This is a genomic window from Vibrio sp. T20 (genome assembly GCF_007858795.1).
Classification (GTDB): domain Bacteria; phylum Pseudomonadota; class Gammaproteobacteria; order Enterobacterales; family Vibrionaceae; genus Vibrio; species Vibrio satsumensis.
The window spans coordinates 93,205-107,101 of sequence record NZ_VFEB01000006.1 but is presented as its reverse complement, the minus strand read 5'-3'; the positions used below and the strand labels follow the sequence as shown (position 1 = coordinate 107,101).

The following is a 13,897-nucleotide window of genomic DNA, read 5'->3' as shown; positions in this document are numbered from 1 at the left end:
TCCTTAATGAAGATCAATAGATTTGTCTAGCTGGTTCGGTCTATTTTTTGTTTCTAAAGAAGCTAGTTCGTTGTTTGATTGTTCATGATGGTAACGACCCGTTTTCAAAGCACTTGGGCCCAGTTTTGCGAATTTAACCATCAAGAACATTTCGACAATCAGGAAGAACGTATAAAGCACGTAAACTAACCCGATAGAGATCCACAAACTCGAAGCGGGTAGGTTAGAAGCCGCCATGTTTACTGGGAGGATTTCACCGATAGCCCAGGGTTGACGACCATACTCAGCCACAAACCAACCCGCTTCACATGCAATCCAAGGCAGTGGAATCGCACATACTGTCGCTTTCAGTAGCCAACGACTGGTACCGATTTTACGACGGCAAATTTGGACAAAAGAAAGACCGATTATTGCGAATATCAATACGCCGCACACGACCATAAGGCGGAAGCTCCAGAACAGTGGGGCAACCGTTGGGATAGTATCTTTAGCCGCTTGTTTGATCTGTTGTTCTGTCGCGTCTACAACGGTGTCGCTGTATTTCTTAACTAACAGTCCATAACCTAAATCGTGCTTAACCGTTTCAAACTCATCGATATTTTGTTGTGATTTGTCACCAGAACGGAGTTTCTCTAACAATCCATACGCTAGGATTCCGTTTCGAACACGCTCTTCATTTTTTGCGAGTAGATCATGAATACCTATGACTGGTGTATCCAGAGAACGCGTTGCGATAATACCCATCACGTATGGGATCTTAATTGCGTAGTCCGTCTCCATTGTTTCTTGATTAGGGAAACCAAACAAAGTGAATGAGGCTGGAGCTTCCTCTGTGTGCCATTCTGCTTCGATAGCGGCTAGTTTCACTTGTTGCACATCACCAAGTTCATAACCAGATTCATCGCCAAGCATCACGGTAGAGACGATGGCAGCCATGCCAAATGCACTCGCTACTGCAAATGAACGACGAGCAAATGGTAAGTCTCGTCCCTTCAGCATGTAGTAAGCACTGATCCCCATGATAAATAACGCACCCGTTGTGTAACCAGCCGCAACCGTATGAACAAACTTCACTTGGGTTACAGGGTTAAAGATAACTTCGATAAAATCAGTCATCTCCATACGCATGGTTTGGAAGTTAAATTCTGCGCCAACCGGGTTTTGCATCCAGCCATTGGCCATTAAGATCCATAAACCAGAGAAATTTGAACCTAAGGCAGTCAACCACGTTACAGACAAGTGTTGACGCTTTGAAAGCTTGTCCCAGCCAAAGAAGAACATCCCGACGAGGGTCGACTCTAAGAAAAACGCAACAAGCGCTTCAATAGCGAGTGGGGCACCAAATATGTCGCCCACATAATGAGAGTAATAAGCCCAGTTAGTACCAAACTGGAATTCCATCGTTAAACCAGTAGCAACACCGATGGCGAAGTTTATACCGAATAATTTACCCCAAAACTTGGTCATGTCCTTGTAGATAGTTTTGTTGGTCATTACATACAATGACTCCATCACGGCGAGTAAAACCGAGAGACCAATGGTTAGGGGAACAAAAATAAAATGATAGAGAGCGGTACTTGCGAATTGAAACCGCGACAGATCGACGACATCTGTAAGCATAGAAACTCCTTCCCGCCACCAATGTGACGGGTGAGATTAGAGATTATAAGATGGTAATTAGAGATAACTAATTAGAAGTGATTTACTCAATTCAAAATGCGTTGCTCGCCTTTGAATTGAGGTGTTGATATTTAAATTAAGCTTGAAGAATTCAGTTACCAGCGAAGAGCTTTCGTTTGTTTGTTTGCAAAGCGCTTACGTAGCCAGTAATCCACGCTCACGTAACGACCACCGCCGTAAACCAACAGTACAAGTAGCATGACAAAGTAAGTTCCGGCGAATTCCATGCCGTTATTCAGCATTACTGGGTCACCCAGTTCGGTAATGTAGTTATAGCGGCCTGGGAAGTTCACGGATAACCACTCGATAAAACCATTTAGACGAATGGTTGATTCCATACCGCCAGTAGCAATAGCGTCCCAACCGTGTTTCCAGTGAACCATCGCACTTGCAACACTCATCATGAAAATCATAGGAATAGAAATCACACGAGTGAAAAGACCTAATGCGATACAAATACACCCTAGTACTTCCGTTGCAGCTGCAAGAAACGCCAATAACTCAGGGAAGGGAAGGTTAAGCCCACCATCTGCGGTTGACGCACCAAACCAAGCAACCGTACCAGCGAACCCCAATACTTTTGAGCGGGCACCGACGAAAATAACTGGAATCAGATACAAACGAACGGAAAGAAGGACTAGGTAATCGAATTTTTTACATTTTTCGAAGATTGAATCGAACCAATTGAGTGCTGACTTAATCATTATTTTTCTCCTAAAGAGTGAACACAAAGCAATTCAACTGCTGTGAAGTGTTTAACCCAATTAATAAACTCAAATCTTGCCAACTGTTGAGCTATCGTTTCTTTAATATTGGCGAGAGTTTGATTTGGCTGTAGCTGAATCATTTGAATGATCGCCACATCTATTTCTCTTAGTTTTAATGTGTTTACGCGTTGGCCTGAATCTCGGTAAATCGCGTAATAAACGGGGTGACGCCTTTGTGTTAAAAACGTCAGCGACTCACCATGGACAAGGAAAGGTACCTGCACGAGCTTCATTGTCTCATTCAGTAACACGTGCAATTTCTGATGGTCTTCCTCCCCGAGATGCTCATCATCCCGATCCAAACGCGGCGCTTGTTTTGTTGAGTCGATTTCAACGCCGAACGCGCACCATTCGTATTCCAATACCGCTAATTGATCGGAAGTGAGCTCGTAACCCGCAATTAAACTAGAGCTGTCTATTGGCTGAGTTCGACGCTGAATGAAACTCACAAACTCGGTCGCAATATGATGAAACTCTGGCTCTGATGCGTAATGCACAACGACAAATTCATCAACCAACATCAATAATTGGTCTTGGTCGACTTGCTGACAAAACAACGGGAAGGTGTTGTTCAACACACTGAACACGTTATCTCTAATAAACTCGCTGTAACGACACAGTGAATTGTCTTCTAGAGGTGAGCGTATTAAGGCGGTCAAGGCCTCTGTTTGCGTCATCATCATGCTTGGTGGGTTATGCATACACCAGCTCCTGACTTAAAGGTCGATGAACAACACCGGAGTCCAACACTTGACTGTGTATAGTTCGCAACTCCTCAGTGAGTACAACCAAAGGCGGTACGTTGTTGTCTCTCTCTAGCAATAACGGTTTACTGCCATGGAGAGTGAAGGTATACCTCGCCAAGTCAACCACAGCTTGCTGCACCTCCATACCATGGGTATCAAGTAGCGAGATGTTACTTTCAACCGATTTGTCACTCTCCACTAAATGCCCTGCAATGTGGTAATAACGAATGACTTCACTTGGCAACGCTTTAAGCATCTCAACCGCATCAAAGTGATGGTTTTGGCTATTAACGTAGAGATTGTTTATGTCGACCAACAACTCGCAGCCACTGCGACTTGCTATTTCACTGATAAACTCACCCTCAGGCATCTCGTCTCCGTAATCGTGGTAATAGGAGATGTTCTCCATCACTAGAGGACGTTGAATGATGTCTTGGACTTGCATGATCCTGTCAGCCAAGTAGCCAAGGTTTTCAGCTCGACGTGGCACGGGTAACAGTTCATAGAGATACCCTTGGCTATCGCGAGAGAAGCTCAAGTGTTCGCTATACACTTCGATATTCAAATCATCGAGAAACTGACCAACTTGACGTACAAACTTGGTATTAAGAGGCTGACAATCTCCAATGGATAAGCTTAAACCGTGTGCGATCAAAGGGTATTGCTTCGCTATATCCTGTAGTTGTTCGCGCTTAAGTCCGCCTATGCTCATCCAGTTTTCAGGAGCCAACTCCAAAAAATCAATATCAGGGTGCTTAGGGGAGCAAGCGAGCAATTCAATGTGCTCACTTCGCAACCCAATGCCTTTGTCTGTATTTTGAATGGTTCGCACGTTAGGGATTAACTCTCTATTTTTTGAAGCTCGGTTGTTTAGCGATCTATTACTTGATGAATGAGCATCACTCGATGACGAGCCTTTGCTTTTATAGGTTTCTACTGGCCACATACACCACCGGTTACCTTGCTATTCACCAAGATCATGCGTTCTTTACTTGGTGATGTGCCTTCACCGGTTAGACCACACTTACCATCTCGAGCTCTTACTAAACGGTCTTGTGGGTTGGTAGTGAGCTCTGCTTTTTCAAAGCGCTTCTCAGTACCACACTTACCTGCGGCACATTTACCACCGTGGCCAGACGATGCTTTGGCTTCAACGGGGGCTTCTGCCGGAGCATCGGCAAAAGCCATTGCAGAATGAAGACTTATCGCTGAGGTAAGAGCGATTGATAATGCGATTTTATTGTTCATTTTCTTTATCCTTTACAGCAGACATAGGGAAGCTCGCAAGGTCACGGCCAGACATGATTGGGCCATCGTAGTATTCACGCACAATCTTCACTGATTCAGACTTAAGCTTGAGTCCTAAACCCATCCAGTGGTTAAGCACCAACATTTTCGGATTAATTTCTTGGGCAATTTTGCCAATAACCGAAGGTTTCGCGTGCATGAATGAAGAGACACCATCGGCTTGTTCATGAATCGCCATTGGCATCATCATGATGTCAGCGCCACGAGCGAAGTCTAAGAAAGCAGGGTTGCTACCGTTTTGGTCTGCTGAAATCACCATCACACCTTCTTCACTTTCTATTCGATAAGCGAGACAAGGCACATCACCATGAGGAATACCCAGAGCAGTGATCTTCAAACCATCTTTTTCATAAACGACGGTTGGCACTGTGGATTGGTAGTCAACATCGGTAAGATTGACTGGGAATAAGCCATCGGTTCCATCGTATAAGCCAGCAAGGTAAGCATACGCACCATCTTCTGGGTCGAAATTTGCTTTGAAGTAGTTGCTTAAGCTAGGGAATGCAGAACCTGCTGTTGGACCAGAAATTTCAAGTGGTCTATCTCGGTCGAAGAAATAACCACCTTTAAGAAGTGCAGGTAGATCATTTACATGGTCTGTATGGAAGTGAGTGATACCCATAAAGTCAAGATCTTCAAGCTTAGCTCCGGCCTGACCAAAGCGAAGGTATACACCGCCACCTGCATCGATCATGACTCGAGATTTTCCTTTCCACCAAACAATCTCCCCAGAAGATGCACGCAAGTCATCAGAGATTGGGCCGCCGGATCCGAGTATCTGTAGTGTGAAATCCGTATCAACGGGTTTAACTTCGATAGCGTAGCTGTTAGCCGCTAGCGTCAATCCGAGTGCTAACGCTAGCGCTTTTAAAGGTTGTTTCATATTGTCATCCAATTCTTTGTTTCTTATCTGTTTTTCTTTGAAGTGAGCATTCAAAGAAGTGAAACCTAAAACAAGCAGCACGATAAGTGCGTGCTTCGTTCTGTTCACGGAGCACAAGATAAAGAATTGTTAACGTTCGGTATATCCAGTAATTATGAAACCAGCGTTAATAAAAACTTAACGAAAATATTAAGCGCATCCTATTGCTGAATTAATGTTCAGCAAAGAGCTGTAAGGTGAACTGGCTATTAAAGCTGTACGAATAGAATTATGTAAAAAGGGCGGAGATTACTTAAGGAGGCAAGTGGTATAGGGGAAACAAAAGAAAAGGTGCAAGCCAGAGCCTACACCTTATCCCAGTTCATCAGAAAATAGGGGGACACAACTTACGCTGATTGTTCACCTTTGACATCAAAACTAATCTTGTCTGCACCAGTAAACACTTGGAAGCGCAAGCCTTTAGCACGAGCGATGGTGGTGATGCCAAACTTCTGCGCTAAGTCCAAACCCATTTGTGTAACACCTGAACGTGATAGCAGGACAGGGATACCCATCTGCGCTACCTTAATCACCATCTCAGAGGTTAAACGGCCAGTGGTATAGAAGATCTTATCTGCGCCATCTTCTTTGTTAAGCCACATCTCACCCGCTAGGGTATCAACCGCATTGTGACGGCCTACATCTTCCACAAACGACAACACTTGGTCGTCTTTGCAAACAGCACAACCGTGAACGGCACCCGCTTTTTTGTAGGTGTCGTTGTAATGAGTCAGCGCTTCTAGAGCCGTATAGATTTCAGATTGCTTAATCTTGGTTTGAGGCACTTGGTAATCTTCCAACTGCTTCATCACGTTGCCATACATGGTGCCTTGGCCACAGCCAGACGTTACGGTCTTTTTCTTCAATGCTTGTTCAAGTTGGCTGGTGTCTTCTTTGGTGATAACCGCAGCAGAGCTGGTTTCCCAATCGATAATGATTGATTCAACGGCTTCTGGATCAGACAAGAAGCTTTGGTTTTTCAAATAACCTAGGACTAACGCTTCTGGGCGTGAGCCTAATGTCATCAGCGTTACGATCTCTTTCCAGTTCAACATAACGGTAAGAGGGCGCTCACACGCGATTTGTTTCGTTAGCTTTTCGCCATATTCATCAAACACTTCAACCTCGATGGTCTGAAGTGGGTTTTCACTGGTTTTTATTATGTTTGGTTTTACCACAGTCACGTCCTACTTAATGAGATAGCGATTTTAAGAGATAAGAAGTTAGGCAAGAGTCATCATACGACTCTTTAGAATACATGCGTTCTCTGTCACTTAGTCAGTCTTAGCTTTAACTCAAGCATTTAGCAATTCTCATTCCAAAATAGCGGCTATTCGAGAAAACATGAAGCATTCGATTAAAATAGAGCAAAATATGAGAGTTCACGGGTAGAGCTGTCTGAATTTACGCGTATCGACTACCGTTATAAGGGTGGCTGACTAACAAAAGCAGCGATGTTTGTTGATGTAGGTTAGCGGTTATTGGCGTGTTTATTGCTTTATAGGGCTTATATGAATGCGCTCAGTACAAAATGTCCTAAGTGCATTCAGACCAAAGAAAATCAATTGGGTGAAGTATGTCTGAGATAAAAGAATTCAAAGAACAATATGAGAAAACAGAAGCAGCTTGGCCTATCTGCGTCCAAAGAATAGAGAAAGAGATCAAAACGGGTATCTGGGTAACCACTCAATGGGAATTGACCGGATTTGAACTGTCACCAGAAGACGATACTCAAGACGTGTGTTTGCTTCAGTTACACAAAGACGAACGTACTGACTACCGATTCAATTTAAGCTCTCAACAACCGAAGCTTTTCTTAGTGATGGATAATGTCGATTCAGGCGTTAAGCCTATCATTCAATTGCTGACAGCCTCACAAACCGTCGCAGGGCAATACATGGACGGAGACAACCAAGTACTGTCTTACGACATGCCTTTGCCTGTACAAGCCTGGATGGAAGCCTTTATCGGCCGTTATGGTGAGTTGCTAGAAGCAAGACGTAAGAAACGTAAAGGTGCGGGTAGATCAAATGGCAACTAACTTCTTTAGCCGTTGGTCTCAACGAAAGCTTGATGGTTCCACAGACGAACCTTTGGAAGTAGAGCAAACACTGGAAGCAACAGAACTCACTTCATCTGATTCTTCTTCTGAGGTTTCATCTGCTGATCTTTCGTCTGAAATGGAAGCAGCAGCGCCTCAATCTTTAGAGAGTGAAGCTTCAGAAACCAATGAAGAAGTTCATGCTTCTGACGTTCAAGATCCCGCACCAGAAGCCACTGAAGACTTGTCTGTTGCTCAATTATTGGTATCAGAAGCTTCAGAAAGCGTAAAAAAAGCCGCATTGCGTAAATTATTTCTATCGGAAGAGTTTAACGTACGTGATGGTTTAGATGATTACGACGACGATTACAGTAATTTGAAGTCTCTTTCTGAAGGGGTTGCGGAAACCTTGCGTGATTGGGTTACAGACAAAACGGAAGAAGAAACTGCACCAGAAGAAGAGCAAGTCATTGATAATAAGGATGAAGGTGAAGTTTTAGGAAATTCTGAAAGCGATTTTGAGGTATCTGATAATGAACTTGAAACGTCAGAAAGTGCTGAAATAACCGAACAAGAAAAACAACTGTACAAAAGAACAGTGGTAAGTAATAACGCTACAACATCAGACGAAGATGACTTGAAAGAGATGGGACAAAATATACCACACAAAGAATAGGTACATTTTGACTAAATACTCAATGAACCGCTTGCGACAAAATGTCCCAAGCGGTTTTTTTATACGCACAATAAACGCTATAAAGGATTAAATTGCTGATATATAAGGTTTATTAAATTGGCATGGCATTTGCTAAATAACGTTTACTATCAACTTTTTTGTAGATAGGCGAATTAATAGTCTGACGATCGGGACACTGGCTAAAGGGTTAGTTGTTAACGGATTACTCAGCAAGTTCTCTATCGCTTACTACAATGAAGGTTGAACAGATTATCCATGTCCAAAGATGGAACTGAGCAATGCTTAAACAATTATTAGAACAAGCAACTTCAAATAACGCTAAAGCAAGGCTGTATGCATTTGAAAATACAGTTGAGTTAACAAATCTGATTCCACCGACAGTAAGTTATGAAAGTGGTGGTAATACGCTAATTATTGGTCCAACTGCGATCATTGAAAGTGCTGCGGCTCAATTACCTCAATTGACGAGCTTAACCTTATTGTCGACAGACGGCGAAAAGGGCAAAAACCCAGAACTGTACTTCGCGAATTCGGTTCAAGTATCCGGTTTCCTTGGTACGTTTGAAGTTGTGATTGAGAGTAAAGGCACATCAAGCAACTTGGCGAAAATCGCGATTAATCACGATTGTTTCGATGTTGTTCTAGACCTATGTCTGAATAGTTGCATGACAGAAGAAGTTCCTGTACCGGGTTATTACCCAGTGGGCCGAGGCTATCCAAAACTGGCCGAAGCACTGGAAGAGATTCCAACGCTAATGGGGACATTTGATAAGCCTAAGTTCTTCCGTTTAGACACTGACCTTTGTGCGCACAGTTCTCGTGGCGTAAAAGGGTGTGAACGTTGTGTTGACGCTTGTCCTGCTGGCGCACTATCAAGTGAAGGCTCAGACAAAACAGGTCACAAGATCGAGATTAACCCTTATCTATGTCAAGGCGTAGGAACTTGTGCAACAAGCTGTCCTACCGAAGCGATTACCTATGCGCTTCCAAACCCTGACGATACTCAAAAGTTCATTGAACGTACGCTAGCTAACTATGAACATGCGGGCGGTCTGGATCCAATCGTACTTATCTGTAGCTCTCGTCATGAGACTTACAATGTAATGGCGCTAAAAGCACTACCAGATAACGTTATTCCAATCGTGGTTGAAGAACTGCCTTCTATTGGTATTAATACTTGGTTTGCAGCGCTAGTGAATGGGGCGACTCAGGTTCTGTTTGCTGCTTCTCGTTTTATGCCAGAGACGATCATTCGTGTTCTGAATAACGAAGTCGGGATTGCTCAGGAGCTACTAGACCAAATCGGTGTTCCAAAAGAAACCATCGATGTCCTGTATTTAGAGTCTCTACGTGAAGGGCCTCCAACACTGTGCGTTGATTCTTTCGACCTTGCACTTGGCGATCTTCAAGGCAACAAACGTCAACGTCTATTCACTGCACTCGATGCTATGTCTTCATCTCGCATTCCTGTCGAGAATATCGTTGAACTTCCTTCGAATGCACCATACGGCACGGTTTCGTGTGAAAGCAAAGATTGTACGTTATGCATGAGTTGTGTTGCGGTTTGTCCTACACGTGCTCTTCATACCGACGGTGCTTCTCCATCACTTAAGTTTGTAGAACAAGACTGTATTCAATGTGGTCTGTGTGAAAAGGCATGCCCTGAGAATGTTCTGACTCTAACGCCTCGTATGAATTGGGTGAAAGAAGAACGTCAACAAGCAGTTGTGATTCATGAGGAGAAAGCAGCGGAATGTTTACGTTGCCATAAGCCATTCGCTCCACAGTCTATGATTGACATGTTACAGAACAAGTTACGCGGTCACTCTCATTTTTCAGATGAAACTGCGATTAATCGTATTGCGATGTGTGAAGACTGTCGTGTAGTGGACATGTTCGACTCAATGGCTCAAGACCCATTGAATCAATTGAAATACTAGGAGTTGGCATTGGAAACTAATTTAGATCAAGAACAAGAACAAACACTAAGAACTGAAATCTATTTGGTTCTTTCTGCATTGTTCCGTAGCGCACCTTCTGAAGAGGTCATTGATTTCCTAAAGACGTTAGACATTGAAGCGTCTGAGAGTGCAATGCAAAAAGCTTGGATTGCCATTCAACAAGCGGCAACGGAATCAAATCGCGAAGCGTTAGAAGATGAATATCAAGATCTGTTCATTGGCATTGGCCGTGGAGAGATTGTTCCATTTAGTTCATGGCATAGAACTGGCGCCATGATGGAAAAACCATTGGCAGAGATTCGTCATGACCTAGAGCTTTTAGGCATTGAGCGTGATGAGCAAGTGAAAGAGCCAGAAGATCACATCGCGGCGCTTTGTGAAGTGATGGCGATGCTAACGGCTGAGGAAGAAGCACTGCAACAGGCGGTATTCAATAAGCACCTTGGCCCTTGGTTTAACTCTTTCACGCGTCAGCTTGAAGGGGCAGAAAGCGCGAACTTCTACAAATCGGCCGCTCAGCTTTGTGAAGCATTCTTAACGTTAGAACAAGTGCGTTTTAGCGTGAATACAAAAAGCAGTAAGCACAAATTAAAGATTGATGTGAAAAACGTCACTGATTACGAGTAATCGAGCAGTACGCGATTATATCGATAGAGGGGCATTAAGCCTCCAAAAAAAGATCTACCGTAAGGTAAGGAAGCAATGATGAAAGATAATAAAGATATAAATACAAGCCGTAGGGATCTACTCAAAGGCTTGACGACTGCAGCCGTTGCTGGTGCCGTTGTCGCTGGTACAACTAAAGTGGCAACCGCTTCAGAAACTGTTGAAATTTCGAAAGAAGACGTGAAGAAGACTGGCTATCGTGAAACGCAACACATTCGCGATTACTACGACACACTTTAGGAGATAACGGATGAAACTTGTCAAACGCTCCGATAGTGTGAGCAAAGAAACCAATCAGCTAGGTGTGTCTCGACGTGCCTTCATGAAAAATACTTCATTAGCTGCTGGTGGCGCAGTCGTAGGCGCAAGTCTATTTGCACCAGGTATGATGAAGAAAGCACAGGCTAAATCAGTCGATCCAGAAGCGAAAACAGAAGTAAAACGTACTATCTGTTCTCACTGTTCTGTTGGCTGTGGTATCTACGCTGAAGTTCAAAACGGTGTTTGGACAGGTCAAGAGCCTGCATTCGATCACCCATTCAACGCTGGTGGACACTGTGCGAAAGGTGCAGCACTTCGTGAGCACGGCCACGGTGAACGTCGTCTTAAGTACCCAATGAAATTGGAAGGCGGTAAGTGGAAGAAGCTTTCTTGGGAACAAGCGATCGAAGAGATCGGTAACAAAGCGCTAGAACTTCGTAAAGAGTCTGGCCCTGATTCAGTTTACTTCCTAGGTAGTGCGAAACACAGTAACGAGCAAGCTTACGCATTCCGTAAGATGGCGTCGCTTTGGGGCACGAACAACGTTGACCACCAAGCGCGTATTTGTCACTCAACCACAGTAGCCGGTGTTGCAAACACTTGGGGTTACGGTGCAATGACAAACTCGTTCAATGACATGCACAACTGTAAATCGATGCTGTTCATTGGTTCAAACCCTGCAGAAGCTCACCCAGTAGCGATGCAACACATCTTGATCGCGAAAGAGAAGAACAACTGTAAGATCGTTGTTGCGGATCCTCGTCGTACGCGTACTGCTGCGAAATCAGATCACTACGTTTCTCTTCGTCCAGGTTCTGACGTTGCGTTTATCTGGGGTGTGTTATGGCACGTCTTTGCAAACCAATGGGAAGACAAAGAGTTCATTAAACAACGTGTATTCGGCATGGACGAGATCCGTGAAGAAGTAGCGAAATGGAACCCAGCAGAAGTTGAACGTGTAACGGGTGTTAGTGAAAAAGACGTATACCACACAGCGAAACTACTTTCTGAAAACCGTCCGGGTTGTATCGTTTGGTGTATGGGTGGTACTCAGCACACGACTGGTAACAACAACACACGCGCTTACTGTGTACTTGAGCTTGCGCTAGGTAACATCGGTAAATCAGGCGGCGGTGCAAACATCTTCCGTGGTCACGATAACGTACAGGGCGCAACTGACCTTGGCGTACTTTCTGACACACTTCCAGGCTACTACGGCTTGTCTGAAGGTTCTTGGCGTCACTGGTCAAAAGTTTGGGATATCGACTTTGACTGGGTAAAAGGCCGATTCGACGACAACGCATACGGTGGTCAAAAACCAATGAACAGTGCAGGTATTCCTGTATCTCGTTGGGTAGATGGCGTACTTGAAGATAAAGACAAGATTCGTCAGCGCGAAAACATTCGTGCGATGTTCTACTGGGGTCACGCGGTGAACTCTCAGACTCGTGGTCCAGAGATGAAGAAGGCGATGCAGAAGCTGGATATGATGGTTATTGTTGACCCATACCCAACGGTAGCAGCGGTAATGAACGATCGTACCGACGGCGTTTACCTGCTACCAGCAACGACTCAATTTGAAACCTACGGCAGTGTAACGGCATCAAACCGTTCTCTACAGTGGCGTGACAAAGTCGTTGAGCCTCTGTTCGAATCTAAACCTGACCACGAAATCATGTACCTGCTTTCTAAGAAGCTTGGTTTCTCTGATCAGCTGTTCAAAAACATTCGAGTTGAGAACAACCAACCACTGATTGAAGACATTACACGTGAATTCAACAAAGGTATGTGGACGATTGGTTACACAGGCCAAAGCCCTGAGCGCTTGAAAGAGCACCAACAGAACTGGCATACGTTCCACAAAACGTCTCTAGAAGCAGAAGGCGGTCCAGCAAATGGCGAGACTTACGGTCTACCTTGGCCATGTTGGGGCACACCAGAGATGAAACACCCTGGTACACATATCCTTTACGATACGTCTAAGACGGTTGCTGAAGGTGGTGGTAACTTCCGAACTCGTTTCGGTGTTGAGTTTGAAGGTCAAAGCCTACTTGCTGAAGACAGCTACTCGAAAGGCTGTGAGATCAAAGACGGTTACCCAGAGTTTAGTGACAAACTACTTAAACAACTGGGTTGGTGGGATGATCTAACTGCAGAAGAGAAAGCGTCTGCTGAAGGCAAAAACTGGAAGACTGACGTTTCAGGTGGTATCCAACGTGTGGCAATTAAACACGGTTGTATCCCATTTGGTAATGCGAAAGCACGTGCGATTGTTTGGACATTCCCAGACCGTGTACCACTGCACCGTGAGCCTCTTTACACGCCACGTCGTGACCTAGTTGCTGATTACCCAACGTGGGATGACAAAGAAGCTATCTTCCGTGTTCCTACGCTTTACAAGTCGATTCAAGAGCAAGACAAATCTGGTGAATACCCGATTATCCTGACTTCTGGTCGTCTGGTTGAGTACGAAGGTGGTGGTGAAGAGACTCGTTCAAACCCATGGCTAGCTGAACTTCAACAAGAAATGTTCGTTGAAGTGAACCCGAAAGACGCAAACGACATCGGCTTCAAAGACGGTGATGATGTTTGGGTTGAAGGTGCAGAGAAGGGCCGTATTAAGGTGAAAGCGATGGTAACACGTCGTGTTAAACCTGGCTTGGCGTTCATCCCATTCCACTTCGGTGGTAAGTTCCAAGGTGAAGATTTGCGTTCTAAGTACCCAGAAGGCACGGATCCTTACGTTATTGGTGAAGCTGCTAACACAGCAACCACTTATGGTTACGACCCTGTCACGTTGATGCAGGAAACGAAAGTAACCCTTTGTAATATTCGTAAAGCGTAAGGA

General features: G+C 44.5%; 13 protein-coding genes. 6 read left to right on the top strand and 7 right to left on the bottom strand.

The genetic code is table 11. The features are described 5' to 3' along the window. Positions 1–3: 3 nt before the first annotated feature. The 7 genes from FTW16_RS00960 to FTW16_RS00930 form a co-directional block, all read right to left on the bottom strand. Positions 4–1,620 (bottom strand): cytochrome ubiquinol oxidase subunit I, encoded by a 1,617-nt coding sequence (locus FTW16_RS00960; RefSeq protein ID WP_146489757.1) that lies wholly within the window; start codon positions 1,618–1,620, stop codon positions 4–6. A 155-nt stretch (positions 1,621–1,775) separates the two neighbouring features. Further along, the gene (locus tag FTW16_RS00955) at positions 1,776–2,384 is read right to left on the bottom strand and encodes a DoxX family protein (RefSeq protein ID WP_086711406.1); all 609 of its coding nucleotides are present in this window, start codon (positions 2,382–2,384) and stop codon (positions 1,776–1,778) included. Next, the gene (locus FTW16_RS00950; RefSeq protein WP_146489756.1) at positions 2,384–3,148 is read right to left on the bottom strand and encodes a putative DNA-binding domain-containing protein; all 765 of its coding nucleotides are present in this window, start codon (positions 3,146–3,148) and stop codon (positions 2,384–2,386) included. The genes FTW16_RS00955 and FTW16_RS00950 overlap by 1 nt, the downstream gene beginning before the upstream one ends. Beyond that, positions 3,141–4,025, bottom strand: coding sequence for a DUF692 domain-containing protein (locus tag FTW16_RS00945; protein ID WP_146489772.1), 885 nt, complete (start codon positions 4,023–4,025; stop codon positions 3,141–3,143). The genes FTW16_RS00950 and FTW16_RS00945 overlap by 8 nt, the downstream gene beginning before the upstream one ends. A gap of 101 nt (positions 4,026–4,126) precedes the next feature. Beyond that, a complete protein-coding gene (locus FTW16_RS00940) occupies positions 4,127–4,441 on the bottom strand; it encodes a hypothetical protein (RefSeq protein WP_086711410.1) in 315 nt (104 codons plus the stop codon). Next, on the bottom strand, positions 4,431–5,384 hold the full coding sequence (locus FTW16_RS00935; RefSeq protein WP_146489755.1) for an MBL fold metallo-hydrolase: 954 nt from the start codon (positions 5,382–5,384) through the stop codon (positions 4,431–4,433). The genes FTW16_RS00940 and FTW16_RS00935 overlap by 11 nt, the downstream gene beginning before the upstream one ends. Before the next feature lie 386 nt (positions 5,385–5,770). After that, positions 5,771–6,601, bottom strand: a complete 831-nt coding sequence (locus tag FTW16_RS00930) for a formate dehydrogenase accessory sulfurtransferase FdhD (protein ID WP_146489754.1) — start codon at positions 6,599–6,601, stop codon at positions 5,771–5,773. 398 nt (positions 6,602–6,999) lie between these two features. Here FTW16_RS00930 and FTW16_RS00925 point away from each other — a divergent pair, with 398 nt between their 5' ends. From FTW16_RS00925 to FTW16_RS00900, 6 genes are all read left to right on the top strand, one after another. Continuing rightward, entirely contained in the window at positions 7,000–7,464 is a 465-nt protein-coding gene (locus tag FTW16_RS00925; RefSeq protein WP_146489753.1) for a DUF3305 domain-containing protein, read from the top strand. Beyond that, the gene (locus FTW16_RS00920) at positions 7,454–8,140 is read left to right on the top strand and encodes a DUF3306 domain-containing protein (RefSeq protein WP_146489752.1); all 687 of its coding nucleotides are present in this window, start codon (positions 7,454–7,456) and stop codon (positions 8,138–8,140) included. The genes FTW16_RS00925 and FTW16_RS00920 overlap by 11 nt, the downstream gene beginning before the upstream one ends. Positions 8,141–8,439: 299 nt before the next feature. Continuing rightward, positions 8,440–10,101: a 4Fe-4S dicluster domain-containing protein gene (locus FTW16_RS00915; protein ID WP_146489751.1), complete on the top strand. Its 1,662-nt coding sequence runs from the start codon at positions 8,440–8,442 to the stop codon at positions 10,099–10,101. A 9-nt stretch (positions 10,102–10,110) separates the two neighbouring features. Further along, positions 10,111–10,749: a molecular chaperone gene (locus FTW16_RS00910; RefSeq protein WP_146489750.1), complete on the top strand. Its 639-nt coding sequence runs from the start codon at positions 10,111–10,113 to the stop codon at positions 10,747–10,749. Positions 10,750–10,827: 78 nt separating this feature from the next. Beyond that, the gene (locus tag FTW16_RS00905) at positions 10,828–11,028 is read left to right on the top strand and encodes a twin-arginine translocation signal domain-containing protein (RefSeq protein WP_008217926.1); all 201 of its coding nucleotides are present in this window, start codon (positions 10,828–10,830) and stop codon (positions 11,026–11,028) included. A 10-nt stretch (positions 11,029–11,038) separates the two neighbouring features. Continuing rightward, positions 11,039–13,894, top strand: a complete 2,856-nt coding sequence (locus FTW16_RS00900) for a formate dehydrogenase subunit alpha (RefSeq protein ID WP_048658734.1) — start codon at positions 11,039–11,041, stop codon at positions 13,892–13,894. Positions 13,895–13,897: the final 3 nt, after the last annotated feature.